Here is a 16,117-nt window from a genome sequence, read left to right on the forward strand (position 1 = left end):
GGCCAGCCCGCGCGCAGAGCAGCCGAGCGTGGGCTCGGCTCCACAGAAGGCGGCGTGTTCCGACGCTTACTTCAGGTTGCCCAGCATCCAGTCCACGGTGGCGTGGATCTGCTCCTCGGTGAGCGCCGGGTTGCCGCCCTTGGGCGGCATGATCCCGCCATCCGGGCCGGTGTAGCCCTCGATGGCGTGCTTGTAGAGGGTGTCCTTGCCCTGCGCCAGGCGCTGGTCCCAGTGCGCGTGGTCGAGGGTCGGGGCCTGGCCGACGCCGGTGGTGTGGCAAGCGGTACAGAGGTTGTCGAAGATGACCTTGCCGTCCCTGGTGCCGCCGTAGGCGACCTGCGAAGCGGCCTTGGCCAGTGCGGCCGCCTTGGCTGCGGCCTGCGCAGCGGCGCCGGTGCTGCCGGCATACACCGCGCCGGTGGGCGAGATGCGCTGCTCGGTGCGTTTGGCCGCCGTGGGCGACACCTCGGGCGGTATCCGGGTGTGGATGTATGCCGCCAGGAGGATGAGGCCGAGGGTGATGGCCGCCAGCAGCGCGATCACCATGGAGAAGCGTTTCAGGAACTCCAGATCGTAATTCCGCACTCTTCGTTACCCCTGGCTGATAGTCGTTGGACCACGGCTGAGCGACTGCGTGATGGGCCGAGTATAGAACGCGCTTCGCGTGCGACAACAGGCGTCGATGCTGGTGCGGCGCAGCATGCGGCCGTGGCCGCCTCGCCTTTGTAGAGTCGAGCCATGCTCGACTGCTTTCGCCAGGCAGCGCGGCAACAGCCGCCGGGCATGGCCCGGCGCTACCGTTTTGCGGGGGCGCCGATCGCGCGCAGGCAGAAGCTGCAGATCGCATCCACCAGCGCGCCTTCGTCGCGGTGTACTTCGCGGCTGGGCGCGGTCGGGCCGACCATCGCTTCGGTGAAGGCACCGACCAGGCAGGCGGCGGTGGCATGCGCGTCCTGCGCGGGCAGTTCGCCGGCGGCCACGCCCTCTTCCACCAGGCGCAGGAACACATCACCGAAGGCCCGGCGCCCGCGCATGCGCTCGGCCTCCACGTCCGGGTCCACCGGCTCGACGATGAAGGCATGGGCCAACCCCGGCCCGGCCAGGGCGCGGCGGACGAAGGCGGTGATCGCCAGGCGCAGGCGCTCGCTGGCCACCTCGGGCCCGCTGGCGATGCGCTCCATGATCTCCACCTCGTGGGCCACGGCGGCGTTGAGCACCTCCACGAACAGCTCGGCCTTGGACGGGAAGTGCCGGTAGATCAGCCCGGTGGACACCCCCGCCTGGGTCGCCACGGCGGTCACCGGGGCGTTGCGCCAGCCGCCGGCAGCGACCAGCTCGCGGGTCGCCAGCAGGATCCGTTCACGGGCCCCGGCCAGCCGTTCTTCCATCAATGCAGAGCGTTTGTAGGCCATATCCTGATTCTATTTTCAATTTTTGAATTTGTATTCACTTATTTCCCGAACCCCGCTACGCTGGGCCCATCGCCCGTGCTGGCCGCTGCTTTCAACAGCCTCCAGCATCCCCCTGACGGGTGCGTCCATTCCCCCACCTTCCTCGTGGAGCCGCCGCAATGCACGTGCCATCCCTGAACTTCGATCTTGGCGAAGATATCGACCTGCTGCGCCAGAGCGTGGCCCATTTTGCCGCTGCCGAGGTCGCTCCGCTGGCCGCCGAGGCCGATGCCACCAATCAGTTCCCGCTGGCCCTGTGGCCGAAGCTGGGCGAACAGGGCCTGCTCGGCCTCACCGTGGAAGAAGAATACGGCGGCACCGGCATGGGCTATCTGGCCCACGTGGTGGCGATGGAAGAGATTTCGCGCGCCTCCGGCGGCATCGGCCTGTCCTACGGCGCGCACTCCAACCTGTGCGTGAACCAGCTGCGCAAGAACGGCAACGAGGAGCAGAAGCAGCGCTTCCTGCCCGGCCTGTGCAGCGGCGCCCTGGTCGGTGCGCTGGCGATGAGCGAGCCGGGCGCCGGTTCGGACGTGGTGTCGATGAAGCTGCGCGCGGACAAGCGCGGCGACCGCTACGTGCTCAACGGCAACAAGATGTGGATCACCAACGGCCCCGATGCCGACGTGCTGGTGGTCTATGCAAAGACCGACATGGACGCCGGTGCCAAGGGCATCACCGCCTTTCTGGTCGAGAAGGGCATGAAGGGCTTCAGCACCGCGCAGAAGCTGGACAAGCTGGGCATGCGCTCCTCGCCCACCTGTGAGCTGGTGTTCCAGGACTGCGAAGTGCCGGAAGAGAACGTGCTGGGCCAGGTCGGCGGCGGCGTGCGCGTGCTGATGTCCGGCCTGGACTACGAGCGCGTGGTCCTCTCCGGTGGCCCGCTGGGCCTGATGGCCGCGGCCATGGACGTGGTGATGCCGTATGTGCACGAGCGCCACCAGTTCGGCGAGGCGATCGGCAGCTTCCAGCTGATCCAGGCCAAGATCGCCGATATGTATGTGGGCCTGGGCGCCTGCCGCGCCTACGTCTACGCCGTGGCGCGCGCCTGCGACCAGGGCCGCACCACCCGCCAGGACGCCGCCGGCGCCATCCTGTATGCCGCCGAGAAGGCCACCTGGCTGACCGGCCAGGCGATCCAGATCCTGGGCGGCAACGGCTACATCAACGAATACCCGACCGGCCGCCTGTGGCGCGACGCCAAGCTGTATGAAATCGGCGCCGGCACCTCGGAGATCCGCCGCATGCTGATCGGCCGCGAACTGTTCCAGCGCACCCTGTAAGGCCACTGCGATGACCGTCCTCAACAGCCAGCTGCAACCGGGCAGCGACACCTTCGAAAGCAACCGCGCCGCCATGCAGGCCGTGGTCGATGACCTGCACGCCACGCTGGCGCGCACCGCGCTGGGCGGCAACGAGGCCGCGCGTGCCAAGCACACCGCGCGCGGCAAGCTGCTGGTGCGCGACCGCATCGACGCCCTGCTCGACCCCGGCAGCGCCTTCCTGGAAATCGCGCCGCTGGCCGCGCACGGCATGTACGAAGACGCCGTGCCCGCCGCAGGCGTGGTGGCCGGCATCGGCCGCGTCAGCGGCGTGGAATGCGTGATCGTGGCCAACGACGCCACGGTCAAGGGCGGCACCTACTACCCGATGACGGTGAAGAAGCACCTGCGCGCGCAGGAGATCGCCGAGCAGAACAACCTGCCCTGCATCTACCTGGTCGACTCCGGTGGCGCGTTCCTGCCGCTGCAGGACGAGGTGTTCCCCGACCGCGATCATTTCGGCCGCATCTTCTACAACCAGGCCAACTTGTCCGCGCAGGGCATCCCGCAGATCGCCTGCGTGATGGGCAGCTGCACCGCCGGTGGCGCCTACGTGCCGGCGATGAGCGATGAGACGGTGATCGTGCGCGAACAGGGCACGATCTTCCTCGGCGGCCCCCCGCTGGTGAAGGCCGCCACCGGTGAAGTGGTGACGGCCGAGGAGCTGGGCGGTGCCGACGTGCATACGCGCATTTCCGGCGTGGCCGACCACATGGCCGACAACGACCTGCAGGCGCTGGCGCGAGTGCGGGCGATCATCGCCCAGCTGAACTGGCGCAAGCCGGAACCGGCGATGGCGGTGCAGCCCAGCGAGGAACCGCTGCTGCCGGCGCACGAGCTGTACGGGGTGATCCCGGCCGATACGCGCAAGCCCTACGATGTGCGCGAAGTGATCGCACGCCTGGTCGATGGCTCGCGTTTCGATGAGTTCAAGCCGCGCTATGGCGCCACGCTGGTCACCGGCTTCGCGCACCTGAACGGCTACCCGATCGGCATCATCGCCAACAACGGCATCCTGTTCTCCGAGTCGGCGCTGAAGGGCGCGCACTTCATCGAGCTCTGCACCCAGCGCAACATCCCGCTGGTGTTCCTGCAGAACATCACCGGCTTCATGGTCGGCCGCAGGTACGAACAGGGCGGTATCGCCAAGGACGGGGCCAAGCTGGTGATGGCCGTGGCCTGCGCCAAGGTGCCCAAGTTCACCGTGGTCATCGGCGGCTCGTTCGGTGCCGGCAACTACGGCATGTGCGGCCGCGCCTATTCGCCCAACTTCCTGTGGATGTGGCCCAACGCCCGCATCGGCGTGATGGGTGGCGAGCAGGCCGCCAGCGTGCTGGCCACGGTCAAGCGCGATGGCATCGAAGCCAAGGGCGGGCAGTGGCCGGCGGCGGAAGAAGACGCCTTCAAGGCGCCCATCCGCGACCAGTTCGAACAGCAGGGCCACCCCTACTACGCCAGTGCGCGCCTGTGGGATGACGGCGTGATCGATCCGGTCGACACCCGCCGTGTCCTGGCCCTGGCCCTGTCGGCCAGCCTCAACGCCGCCCCGCAGCAGACGCGCTTCGGCGTGTTCCGCATGTGACCCGTGCCATGACCGAGCAAGCTCCCATGAAGCCCGTCGCCATGTTCAGCAAAATCCTCATCGCCAACCGTGGCGAGATCGCCTGCCGCGTCATCGCCACCTGCCGCCGCCTGGGCATCGCCACCGTGGCGGTGTATTCCGATGCCGACCGCAACGCGCGCCACGTGCGCCTGGCCGACGAGGCCATCCACATCGGCGCGGCTGCCGCGCGCGAAAGCTACCTTCGCGGCGACATGCTGCTGGAGGCCGCACGCCTGGCCGGCGCGCAGGCGATCCACCCCGGTTACGGCTTCCTGTCCGAGAACGCCGATTTCGCCGATGCCTGTGCCGCCGCCGGCATCACCTTCATCGGCCCGCCGGCCAGCGCCATCCGCGCGATGGGTGACAAGAGCGCGGCCAAGGCGCTGATGGCCAAGGCCGGCGTGCCACTGACGCCCGGCTACCACGGTGACCAGCAGGAGCCCGCGTTCCTGCGCGCGCAGGCCGATGCCATCGGCTACCCGGTGCTGATCAAGGCCAGCGCCGGCGGCGGTGGCAAGGGCATGCGCAAGGTCGAACGCAGCGAAGACTTCGTCGATGCGCTGGCCAGCTGCCAGCGCGAGGCCGCCTCGGCCTTCGGCAACGACCACGTGCTGGTGGAAAAGTACGTCGAGCGCCCGCGCCACATCGAGATCCAGGTGTTCGGCGATTCCCACGGGGATGCGGTCTACCTGTTCGAGCGCGACTGCTCGGTGCAGCGCCGCCACCAGAAGGTGCTGGAAGAAGCCCCGGCACCGGGCATGAGCGCCGAGCGCCGTGCAGCGATGGGCAAGGCCGCGGTCGATGCCGCGCGCGCCGTGGGCTATGTCGGGGCGGGCACGGTGGAGTTCATCGCCGGCCCGGACGGCGATTTCTACTTCATGGAAATGAACACCCGCCTGCAGGTCGAACACCCCGTGACCGAGTACATCACCGGCACCGACCTGGTGGAGTGGCAGCTGCGCGTAGCCGCTGGACAGTCGATGCCGCTGCGCCAGGAACAGCTGGCCATCCACGGCCATGCCATCGAAGCACGCCTGTATGCGGAGGACGCCGACCGTGGTTTCCTGCCGTCCACCGGCACCCTGCGCCGCCTGCGCCTGCCGATGCCCTCGGCGAACGTGCGCGTGGATACCGGGGTGGAAGAAGGCGACAGCATCACCCCGTACTACGATCCGATGATCGCCAAGCTGATCGTCTGGGACGTGGACCGCGAGGCCGCGCTGCGCCGCATGAGCCAGGCCCTGGCCGACTGCCAGGTGGTGGGCGTGACCACCAATGCCGGTTTCCTGCGTCGCTTGGTGAACACCGATTCGTTCGCTCACGCGGAGCTCGACACCGCGCTGATCGAACGCGAACAGGCCGCGCTGAGCGCCGTGGGCGATAGCGACGATGCGCTGTGGCAGCTGGCGGCCATCGCCGCCGTGGCCAGCACCGCGCGTGCGGGCAGCGATGCACGCGATCCGCATTCGCCGTGGCAGGCGCAGGACGGTTGGCGCCTGGGTGCTTCGGCACCGCGTGTGCTGCCGCTGCAGCAGGGCGAGCGCAGGCACACGCTGAAGGTATGGGCGCAGGCCGAGGGCTGGCGCGTGCAGCGCGATGATGCTGCACCGGCCATGGTGCTCGGCAGCGCCGATGGCCAGCGCCTGAGCGTGCAGCTGGACGGTCGCCGCTGGCAGCTGCAGCTGCTGCGCGAAGGCGACCAGCTGTATCTGTTCGGCGCCGATGGCCAGCACCGCTTCACCCTGCACGATCCGGTCGGTGAATCAGACAACGCCACCGCCGATGCCGGCAGCCTGCTGGCACCGATGCCGGGCAGGATCGTGGCCACCCTGGTCGAGGCCGGTACGCAGGTGAAGCGCGGCACGCCGCTGGTGGTGCTGGAAGCGATGAAGATGGAGCACACCCTGCAGGCCCCGGCCGACGGCACGGTGAAGGGCTATCGCGCCAAGGCAGGCGACCAAGTGGGCGACGGCGCCGTACTGGTGGACTTTGAAGCCGCTTGAGACGTGGAAAGGACGGACGCGCGCTCAGCCGGCGCGCGTCCAGACCTCGCCGGCCGGGTCCAGCTCGGCCGTTTCCATGCTTGCCGCGCGCCAGCCGAAACCACACATCGCCAATGCGCCCTGCTGGACCGGGTCCAGCTGCAGCACCGGTTCCAGGCAGCGCTCGTTGATCGCGCCGGTGATGAAGGCGCCCAGGCCCAGGTCGGTGGCCGACAGGTACATCGTCTGCGACAGGTGCCCCGCCTCGAGCGCGACCACGCGGTAGCCCTTGGCGTGGCGGCGGTACTTCCAGAACGTGCGGTCGAAGCGCGGCACCAGGGTCACCAGGCAGTGCGCATTGGCAAACCAGTGCTGCTGGCCCAGTGCTTCCATGGCGAACGCACGCAGTCCCATCGGCGGATCCGGCAGGCGCAGCAGGCGGTGCCCGTCCAGCAGGTAGCGATACACACCCGGCGCCACACCGTCCACGTTCTGCACCACCAGGTACGCCTCGGTGGGATGCAGGCCGCCGCCGGAGGGGCTGCTCTTCTTCTGGAAACGCAGGTCATCGCTGACCTGCACATGGGCGCGTGCACCGAACACACGCGCCAGCATGGTGGAGAACAGCGCCATCGGCAGTGGCCGGTGCTCATCGAAGTTGCGGCAGGTCGCGCGCCGCGCCAGCAGCGCATCGAAAGCGGTATCGTCCTGCAGCGGCAGCACCTGGCTTTCGGCATCCACCGCCACCGCCGTCGGTGCCGGCGGCGGCCCCAGTACGTCACGCATGCCCACGGCCGTATCGGTACCGGAGTCGCGCGTGTTCTTCACGGCATCGACGCCATCCCACCGCGTGAACGCATGCAGCACCGCCGCCAGCGGATGCCAGTACGCCTCGCGCTGACGATCATCGGCCTGGCGGACCTGCAGCGCCGCGTCATCGGCGGGTGATGCACTGACCAGCAGGCCCTGGCGCAGCAGCGCCTCGCACGCGGCAAGTTCGTCCTCGTCCGTGGGCAGGTCCTGCCACTGGGTGGGGCCGATACGGCCCAGCAGCTCGCGCTGTGCGGCATCCACGTCCACCGGCTCGCCCAGATGGGGCGCCAGTGCCACCCAGCGCATCTGGCGGCGGATGCCGTTGCCGCCGGAGAGCAGGTCCTGCAGATCGAAGTCGGCGCTCTCGCGCGGTTCCAGCAGCAGGATCTCGCAACGTCGGATGCGGGCGGAAGACACGGCAGAATCTACGGACATGACATCGGATTCGAAAGGGCGCAGTTCACTAGCGGCCGCCGCCGACGGAACTTCATCGCGCACTCAAGTGCGGGCTGCGTGGGCCGATCTAACAGCGCTTGTCCACTTCTTCCGTCGCCGTTCCCGAGGTTCTTCGTGTCCCTGCCTACCCTGCCCGCGCCGATCGCCATGGCGCTGATCTGCGCGCTCGCTGAAGACGATGCGTTCCGCGCGCTGTTCGCTTCCAACCCTGCCTCTGCCCTGGTCAGCCTTGGCCTGCCCGCCGCTGATGCGGAACTGCTGAAAGTGTGCTGCCACGTCAACCAGCTGGCCTCCAAGGAAGCCATCCACGATGCCAAGCAGGAACTGCAGACAATGCTGACCCGGGAGCTCGGTCAGCTGGTTCCGGCGCTGGATGCCAGCCCGGGCCCGGGCTGGACCCTCAAGGGACCGTAATCGCGGCCGCCGTCGGCTCCGGCCGGCGGCGCAGCGTGGCAGCCACGCCTGCGGCGCGGTTGCTGTCGAGGACGTTGAGCGGCTGCAGGCAGTACGCGCAGTCCAGCTCGGCATAGGCACGGCCGCGGTTGCCGGCCAGGTAGTCCGCCTGCGCGAGTGCCTGCGCGTTGGCGCCCTTGGCCAGGTACGCATCCATCGCGGCCACGCGGGTCTGGAAGCTGGCCTGCCCGGTCAACCAAGGCGCCAGCATCGCCAGCGCCTCATCCGGCTTTTTCTGGTGCGTGGCCAGGCTGGCGCGTACCACGGCCATCGTTTCCGCAACCGGCGGCTGACCCAACACCTCATTGATCGAGGACAAGCGGGCAAGCACCCGCTCCACCAGCGCGGTGTCACCCATCCGCACCGACAACAGGGCCGACGCCAGTGCCACCATCGCGTCATCGCCACCGTCGGCCGGGGCCCGGTTGTCGACCCGTCGCAGAGCGCTGTCCACGTTGTGGCGCAGCTGTGCACGCGTTGCGTCATCATCGCCGGCGCCCAACAGCGCGGTTGCCAGAGGCACCAGCATCACCTGATGGTCGAACCCTGACGCGCTGGCGAACTGCGAGTTGCCATCGCGGGCGATCTGCACCGCGTGCGTCCACTGCTTGCGGTCGACAGCGATGCTGGTGCGTTCGATGACCACGTGGCGGGACGGTGCCGCGCGATCGAGCAGCGATTCTGCAGCCGCATAGTTGCGCAGGCTGGCCTCGGCCGACCCCAGGTAGCGGTTGCTGGCGGTGCGCCCGCCATCGATGGCGCGCTTGAAGGCCTGGCGGGCGCCGGTGACATCGCCACGCGCCACCAGGATGCGCCCCAGGAGATCGTGCGCCACGTTGCTGAGTTCAAACCGCGGATCCGCTGCCTGCCGCGCGTAGGGCAGCGATTCCTCGAACCGGTTTTCCGCATAGAGCCACAGGGCTGCGTTGTACTGCGCGGCGAAGTAGTCCGGATACAGGCTGGACAGGCGCCGCCATGCATCGGAGGCCTGCCCGCGGTCGCGCAGCGTTGCCGCCCACGCATCCAGATAGAGTGCCTCGCGTGTGGGCAGGCGGCGCTTGAGGCTCTTGGCGGTGTCCACCGCCTGCATCGCTCCGGAAAGATCATCCACCGCGAAGCGCGCACGGACCTGCGCCATCCAGGCCAGGGCAAATTCCGGATCCAGCTCCACCGCCTGCTGGAACATGGCCAGCGCACCCTGGTAGTCGTTGCGGGCGTAAAGCTTCTGCCCGAGCGAATAGGCGCGCAACGCATCCAGGCTGCCGGTGGTGACCGCAGGCAGCGGCGCAGAATCCTGCTCGACCTGGTCCAGGGTCTCGCCCAGGCGGCTGCGCAGTCGCGCCACCACGTCATCGGTGGAAGCCAGCAGGGATTCCAGGCCACGGCCATCGGCAGATTCGACGGCAAGCGTGGCACGGCTGGCCGGATCCACCACGCCCACGCTCAGGCGCAGGCGACCGCCGGCTTCGGACAGCGTTGGCATCAACACCACCCGCGCGCCCACGCGCTGGGCGATCTCGGATGCATTGTTCGCGTCCAGCGGCGCATCCAGCGAGGCGCGCATCTGCTGCAGCACGCTGCGCGCTTTCAGGTCGCTGATCACGTTGACGTAGCGCGACTGTTCCAGGCTGATGCGCAGAGCCTGCTGGGTGGAACCATCCAGCAGGGTCTCACCGGTCAGGTTGCGCAGATCGCCGACCACCACCCAGTCGCGCTCGGCGAAGGCGATGGCCGGTTGCGGCCGGGTCAGCAGCCAGCCGCCGACCAGCAGCGCCGCGGCCAGGGTGACTTCGGCCGTCATCACCAGCGGCCGCCGCCAGACCGGGATGTCACGCGATGCCTTCGCGGTCTGTCGCGGGCGCCCCAGACCGCGCGTCGCCGGGTCGTGCAGGCCGAACACTTCCATCGACTGCGCCACGCCCTTGAAGCGCCAACGCCCGAAGGACTTCCACTTCAGCCCCTGCGCGACCTCGCCCAGATCGCCGGCGGCGCGGCGCACCATCGATTCGGCGGTGGCCGACACCAGGAACTGGCCGGGCTGCGCCAGCTGCATCAGGCGCGCGGCCATCGGCTTGGCCAGTCCTTCCACTTCCACCGGCTTGGCACCCAGCGCGATCGACTCGGCGCTGTTGTTCCACAGCAGCACTTCACCCACGTGCAGGCCGATGCGTGCGCGCAGCACGATGTTGCGCTTGCCACCCAGCGCCTGCAGGCCGCGCTGGTAATCCAGGCCGAAACCGAGGGCATCCACCGGGCGTTCGAACAGCATGAACAGACCATCGGAGCGGTCGATCTGCTGGCCGTTCCAGCGCTGCTGCAGGGCCATCACCAGGCGGTCATGGTCCTGGAACAGGTCAGCCGCCGCGGCGTCTCCCATCCGTTCCACCAGCAGGGTGGAATCGCACAGATCGGTGAACAGCAGGGCACGCAGCTGCGTGGTGTGCGGAGTCGATGTTCCGGAATCGCCGTTCATCGCCACAGTCTCCGCTCACTGTCCGTCCATAGGGTCAGCCCAATGCAGGCAGTTGCCGCCGGCGCGCTTGGCCCGGTACAGCGCACGGTCCGCGCCTGCATACCATTCACTCCAGTCCGCATCGGCCGCCAGCAGGCTGACGCCGATGCTGGCCGGGGTGACGTGCGGGTTGCCATGGCTGCGTTCGAGCAGGCCGTGCACCGCGCTGAGGATGAACTCGGCTGCGTGCTGGGCCGCCTCGCGATCGGCATGGCGCAGGATCAGGCAGAACTCATCGCCGCCCAGGCGGCAAGCCAGGTCGTGCTCGCCGGCCATCGAGCGCAGGATGTTGCCCATGCTCTGCAGCACGCGGTCACCGGCCTGGTGGCCGTGGCGGTCGTTGACCTGCTTGAAGCGGTCGCAGTCGATCAGCAGCAGCGCCTGCGGCGCGCCATCGGGCTGGCTGCGGCAGTCCTGCAGGTACCGGGTCAGGCCACGGCGGTTGTGCAGGCCGGTCAGTTCATCGGTCTGCACCAGTTCGCGCGTGTGGGTGAGCTGGTGGGTGGTGATGTACAGGTTGTCCAGCGCGGTTTCCAGATCGTGGTTGCGCCGGCGCAGCTGGCTGATCAGGGCCTGTTCGTTGGTCAGCACGCGCATGATCGTGCGGCGCAGGAAGTAGGCCACCAGCCCCGGATCGGACTCGACCAGGCAATGGAAATCGGCTGGACCCAGTTCCAGCACGTGGCAGTCTTCGATCACGCGCGCGCCGGCGCTGCGCGGATGGTCGCCCACCAGCAGGCCCAGTTCACCGAAGAACTCATGTCGTCCCAGCGTCTTGGTCACCAGGTCCTCGCCGAAATCCAGTTCGATCAATCCTTCCAAGATGACGTACATGCCATCGCCGCGGTGGCCGCGGTGGAACAGCCATTGCCCGGCCTCGACCTTCAGGGGCCGCGCAAAGCGCGCGAACAGGGCGACTTCCTCGTCCGACAACAGGGCGTGCACGATCTCGGCCATCGCCACCTGGGCAATACCGGTTGTCATGTCGATGTTCTCGGCCGCACCCCTGCCGGTCATTCCCCGCCGCCAGCGTCCCCTGGTGAAAGCGGAGCATAGCAGTGAATCAAACTGTGCGCGTCTTCTCATTTTTTATGAAGACATCACGATCGGGACCGAACAGGCGGGCAACCCGTATTCATGAGGGCAGCTCAGGGGCGGCGGCACCCCCGGAGACAACCACGCCGGCAGGTCCCCCGACCTGCCGGCGTCGTCTGGCCCTTCCCTGGCCACCCTGATGAGTTCGAAGGCCCGGGTAGAGTCGAGGTTGGCTCAGGCGGCGCGCTCGCTGCGGCCGCCATGGAACTGCTCTTCCTCGGTCGAGCCGGTCAGCGCCGTGGTCGAAGACTGGCCCTGCTGGATGGCCTGGGTGACCGCATCGAAGTAGCCGGTGCCGACCTCGCGCTGGTGCTTGACCGCGGTGAAGCCACGCTCGGCCGCTTCGAACTCGGCTTCCTGCAGTTCCACGAAGGCGCTCATCTGCCGGCGTGCATAGCCGTGGGCCAGGTTGAACATGCCGTAGTTCAGCGCATGGAAGCCGGCCAGGGTGATGAACTGGAACTTGTAGCCGTAGCTGCCCAGCTCGCGCTGGAACTTGGCAATGGTGGCGTCGTCCAGGTTCTTCTTCCAGTTGAAGCTGGGCGAGCAGTTGTAGGCCAGCAGCTTGCCGGGAAACTTCGCGTGGATCGCCTCGGCGAATTTCCGTGCGAATTCCAGGTCCGGCTTGCCGGTCTCGCACCACACCAGGTCGGCGTAAGGGGCGTAGGCCAGGCCGCGGCTGATCGCCTGATCCAGGCCGTTGCGGGTCTTGTAGAAGCCTTCCACGGTGCGCTCGCCAGTGGTGAACGGCTGGTCGTTGCCGTCGATGTCACTGGTCAGCAGGTCGGCGGCTTCGGCATCGGTGCGCGCCACCAGCAGGGTCGGCACGCCCAGAACGTCGGCAGCCAGGCGCGCGGCGTTGAGCTTCTCGATGGCCTCGCGGGTTGGCACCAGCACCTTGCCGCCCATGTGCCCGCACTTCTTCACCGAGGCCAGCTGGTCCTCGAAGTGCACGCCGGCGGCACCGGCTTCGATCATCGCCTTCATCAGCTCGAAGGCGTTGAGCACGCCGCCGAAGCCGGCCTCGGCATCGGCCATGATCGGCTGCAGGAAGTCGATGTCATCCTTGCCTTCGGCATGGTGCAGCTGGTCGGCACGCAGCAGCGTGTTGTTGATCCGCTTGACCACTGCTGGCACCGAATCGGCCGGATACAGCGACTGGTCCGGGTACATCTGCCCGGCCAGGTTTGCATCGGCCGCCACCTGCCAACCGGACAGATAGATCGCCTTCAGCCCAGCCTTCACCTGCTGCATGGCCTGATTGCCGGTCAGCGCGCCGAGCGCGTTGACGAAGTCGCGCTCATGCAGCGATTTCCACAACTTTTCCGCACCCAGCCGGGCCAGCGAATGCTCGATATGGACGGTGCCACGCAGGCGCACCACGTCGGCGGCGCTGTAGTTGCGCTGGATGCCTTCCCAGCGCGGATTGGTGTCCCAGTCGTGCTGGATCTGTTCGGCAGTGGGCAGCGTGCTCATGTCTATCTCCAGTTCGGTGTTGTAGAGCCGGGCGCTGCCCGGCTGGGATGGATTCGGGGAAGCAGGCCGTCAGTCGATGCGCGCGTAGGCCGGCAGGGTCAGGAAATCGGTCAGTTCGTCGCTGCGGCTCAGTTCGCCCAGCAGCGCGATGGCCTCGCCCATGCGGGCGCCACCGGGCAGCGCGCGGGTATCGCCCATCCGTGCCGGCAGCTGGGCCAGGGCGGTGTCGAGCAGGGCCAGGTCGATGGCGGTGCCGTCGTCCAGCTGCTGGCCCGGCGTGTGCAGCCACTGCCACAGCTGGCTGCGGCTGATCTCGGCGGTGGCCGCGTCTTCCATCAGGTGGTGGATGGGCACGCAGCCGTTGCCATCCAGCCACGCGGCCAGGTAGCGCACGCAGACTTCGACGTTGCCCTCGAAACCGGCGCGGGTGATGCTGCCCGGCGGCCGCGCGATCAGTTCATCGCGGCCCACCCGCACGTCCTGGCGCAGCACCTGGTGCTGGTTCGCGGTGGGCATGTGTTCGTCGAAGATGGCCATCGCCACCGGGATCAGCGCCGGGTGCGCGACCCAGGTGCCATCGTGGCCGGCACTGACTTCGCGCAGCTTGTCGGCGCGCACGCGAGCCATGGCCTGTTCGTTGGCGGCGGCATCACTGTTGATCGGGATCTGCGCGGCCATGCCGCCCATCGCATGCGCGCCACGGCGGTGGCAGGTCTGGATCAGCAGTTCCGAATAGGCCTTCAGGAACGGCTGGGTCATGGTCACCTGGCCACGCTCGGGCAGCACGCGGTCGGCGTGGCGGCGGAAGGTTTTCAGGTAGGAAAAGATGTAATCCCAGCGGCCGCAGTTGAGGCCGACGATGCGCTCGCGCAGGGCGTGCAGGATCTCGTCCATCTCGAACACCGCCGGCAGCGTTTCGATCAGCACCGTCACCTTGATCTGGCCGTGCGGCAGGCCGAGCATGCCTTCGATGTGCGACAGCGCGGTCTCCCACAGCGCGGCCTCTTCCATGCTCTGCAGCTTGGGCAGGTAGAAGTACGGACCGCGGTCCCTGGCCTGCAGCGCGCGGGCATTGTGGAAGGCGAACACCGCCGCATCGAACAGGCCGCCGGCGATGAACTGGCCATCGACGCGCACGTGCTTCTCGTCCAGGTGCCAGCCGCGCGGGCGCACGATCAGCACCGCCTGCTCCTCAAAGGGGCGCAGGGTGTAGTGCTTGCCCGGCTTGCCGTTGGCGGCCGGCGCGGTGAACTCCAGATCGCCACGCACGGCGGCCGCCAGCGCCTGCTGCCCGGCCAGCAGATTGCGCCAGGTCGGCGAGGTGGAATCCTCGAAGTCGGCCATGAACACCTTGGCACCGGAGTTCAGCGCATTGATGACCATCTTCGGATCGGTCGGGCCGGTGATCTCGACGCGGCGGTCCTGCAGCGCGGCCGGCAACGGCGCCACGCGCCAGTCGCCGCTGCGGATCGCGGCGGTGTCGCCGCGGAAGTCCGGCAGGCCGCCCTGGTCGAAGAACGCCTGGCGCTCGCGGCGGGCCTGCAGCCGCGCCTGCCGGCCCGGTTCCACCGCCCGGTGCAGCGAGACCAGCAGGGCCAGCAGCGGTGCCGGCAGCACGGTCTCCTGACCAGCCACGCGGGTCGCCAGGGCGATACCGGGGGTGGCCTTGGCAGAGGTGGAGGAAACGGCGGAGGCAACGGCGGACATGGGGCGACTCCAGCGGTGGGGGAACGCCCCCAAAGTGCCGCCCACGCGGAGTATTTGGCAAAACAGTTTTTGCAATGATTTACATAAGGTGTGCTAATACTTATGACGCCATGACCACGCGCAGTCCGCCAAGTCCTCGTTTTTCCTACAAATCCGACCGGCTGAAGCCGCTGCGGGCGTTCTGCCAGACGGTGCGGCTGGGCTCGGTCTCACGAGCGGCTGAGGCGTTGTTCGTCAGCCAGCCGGCGATCAGCCTGCAGCTGCAGGCACTGGAACGTGAGCTGGGTGTGCCGCTGTTCGAGCGCAGCGGGCGTCGCCTGGTGCCCAGCCGCGAGGGCCAGGTGCTGTACGAAATGGCTCAGCCGCTGGTGGAAAGCCTGGACGGGCTGGAAGCGCGCTTCCGCGACAAGGTGCGCGGGCTGGATGCGGGCGAGCTGAACATCGCGGCCAACAGTTCGACCATCCTCTACCTGCTGCCGAAGATCGTCGAACGCTTCCGCCTGCACCATCCGGACGTACGCCTGACCCTGCACAACGCGATCAGCGCCGATGGCACCGACCTGCTACGCGAGGACGCGGCCGACCTGGCGATCGGGTCGATGACCGACGTGCCGGCCGACCTGACCTATGCGCCCGCCTATCGCTTCGAGCAGGTGCTGATCGCGCCGCACGACCATCCGCTGGCCAGCAGTGGCGAACTGGAACTGGCCGACATCGCGCGCTACCCGCTGGTGCTGCCGCCGAAGCGGCAGATCACCTACCGGCTGGTGGACCAGGTGTTCCAGCGCCACCGCATCGCCTACACGGTGGCGCTGGAGGTGGGCGGCTGGGAGGTGATCAAGCAGTACGTGGCGATGGGCATGGGCATTTCGATCGTGCCGGCGCTGTGCCTGCACGAGAGCGATCACGCGCGGTTGGCGGCGCGGTCGATGAAGCGCTGGTTCCCGGAGCGCAGTTACGGAGTGATCGTGCGGCGGGGCAAGGCGTTGTCGGCGCAGGCGCGGGCGTTCATCGAGCTGATCCAGCCGGAGCTGTTCAGCCCGCGGGATTACGACCAGAGCGGGCATTCGGAGCGGTGAGGGTGTTCTGGGTTGCAGGGCTGCCGCCCTGCACCTGCAGAGGCCGAAGCAACGGCAACGTCAACGGCAACAGCGGGCATTCCGTGGGATGGCGGGATGGGTCCGGTTGCGGGGGACGCCGTAAACCCGTCCATGGGGGCTTGGTCGCGGCATCCATGCCGCTCACAC

General features: G+C 68.1%; 12 protein-coding genes. 5 read left to right on the forward strand and 7 right to left on the reverse strand.

The annotated features are described in order from the left end of the window. Positions 1–66: 66 nt before the first annotated feature. Complete coding sequence (locus DCO49_RS15790; protein ID WP_116864840.1) at positions 67–585, reverse strand: c-type cytochrome; 519 nt, start codon at positions 583–585, stop codon at positions 67–69. A 209-nt stretch (positions 586–794) separates the two neighbouring features. After that, the gene (locus tag DCO49_RS15795) at positions 795–1,412 is read right to left on the reverse strand and encodes a TetR/AcrR family transcriptional regulator (RefSeq protein WP_108758350.1); all 618 of its coding nucleotides are present in this window, start codon (positions 1,410–1,412) and stop codon (positions 795–797) included. 158 nt (positions 1,413–1,570) lie between these two features. Between DCO49_RS15795 and DCO49_RS15800 the strand changes: the two genes are divergently transcribed. The 3 genes from DCO49_RS15800 to DCO49_RS15810 are packed head-to-tail and all read left to right on the forward strand — an operon-like array spanning position 1,571 to position 6,379. Continuing rightward, on the forward strand, positions 1,571–2,734 hold the full coding sequence (locus DCO49_RS15800) for an isovaleryl-CoA dehydrogenase (protein WP_116864841.1): 1,164 nt from the start codon (positions 1,571–1,573) through the stop codon (positions 2,732–2,734). 10 nt (positions 2,735–2,744) lie between these two features. After that, positions 2,745–4,355: a carboxyl transferase domain-containing protein gene (locus DCO49_RS15805; RefSeq protein WP_116864842.1), complete on the forward strand. Its 1,611-nt coding sequence runs from the start codon at positions 2,745–2,747 to the stop codon at positions 4,353–4,355. A gap of 41 nt (positions 4,356–4,396) precedes the next feature. Then, on the forward strand, positions 4,397–6,379 hold the full coding sequence (locus DCO49_RS15810; RefSeq protein ID WP_116864843.1) for an acetyl/propionyl/methylcrotonyl-CoA carboxylase subunit alpha: 1,983 nt from the start codon (positions 4,397–4,399) through the stop codon (positions 6,377–6,379). 24 nt (positions 6,380–6,403) lie between these two features. Here DCO49_RS15810 and DCO49_RS15815 read toward each other — a convergent pair whose 3' ends face one another. Further along, positions 6,404–7,606 (reverse strand): putative peptide maturation dehydrogenase, encoded by a 1,203-nt coding sequence (locus tag DCO49_RS15815; protein ID WP_116864844.1) that lies wholly within the window; start codon positions 7,604–7,606, stop codon positions 6,404–6,406. 135 nt (positions 7,607–7,741) lie between these two features. Between DCO49_RS15815 and DCO49_RS15820 the strand changes: the two genes are divergently transcribed. Further along, positions 7,742–8,041, forward strand: a complete 300-nt coding sequence (locus tag DCO49_RS15820) for an NHLP-related RiPP peptide (RefSeq protein ID WP_108767344.1) — start codon at positions 7,742–7,744, stop codon at positions 8,039–8,041. Here DCO49_RS15820 and DCO49_RS15825 read toward each other — a convergent pair. From DCO49_RS15825 to aceB, 4 genes are all read right to left on the reverse strand, one after another. After that, positions 8,028–10,553 (reverse strand): putative peptide modification system cyclase, encoded by a 2,526-nt coding sequence (locus tag DCO49_RS15825; RefSeq protein WP_116864846.1) that lies wholly within the window; start codon positions 10,551–10,553, stop codon positions 8,028–8,030. The genes DCO49_RS15820 and DCO49_RS15825 overlap by 14 nt on opposite strands. 15 nt (positions 10,554–10,568) lie before the next feature. After that, complete coding sequence (locus DCO49_RS15830) at positions 10,569–11,609, reverse strand: GGDEF domain-containing protein (protein ID WP_116864847.1); 1,041 nt, start codon at positions 11,607–11,609, stop codon at positions 10,569–10,571. 252 nt (positions 11,610–11,861) lie between these two features. After that, the gene (gene aceA, locus DCO49_RS15835; protein WP_116864848.1) at positions 11,862–13,163 is read right to left on the reverse strand and encodes an isocitrate lyase; all 1,302 of its coding nucleotides are present in this window, start codon (positions 13,161–13,163) and stop codon (positions 11,862–11,864) included. A gap of 69 nt (positions 13,164–13,232) precedes the next feature. Then, positions 13,233–14,870: a malate synthase A gene (aceB, locus tag DCO49_RS15840; protein ID WP_116864849.1), complete on the reverse strand. Its 1,638-nt coding sequence runs from the start codon at positions 14,868–14,870 to the stop codon at positions 13,233–13,235. Positions 14,871–14,980: 110 nt separating this feature from the next. Here aceB and DCO49_RS15845 point away from each other — a divergent pair, with 110 nt between their 5' ends. Beyond that, positions 14,981–15,949 (forward strand): LysR family transcriptional regulator, encoded by a 969-nt coding sequence (locus tag DCO49_RS15845; RefSeq protein ID WP_116864850.1) that lies wholly within the window; start codon positions 14,981–14,983, stop codon positions 15,947–15,949. Positions 15,950–16,117: the final 168 nt, after the last annotated feature.

It is taken from the genome of Stenotrophomonas sp. SPM (genome assembly GCF_003105135.1).
In the GTDB taxonomy this organism is placed as follows: Bacteria; Pseudomonadota; Gammaproteobacteria; order Xanthomonadales; family Xanthomonadaceae; genus Stenotrophomonas.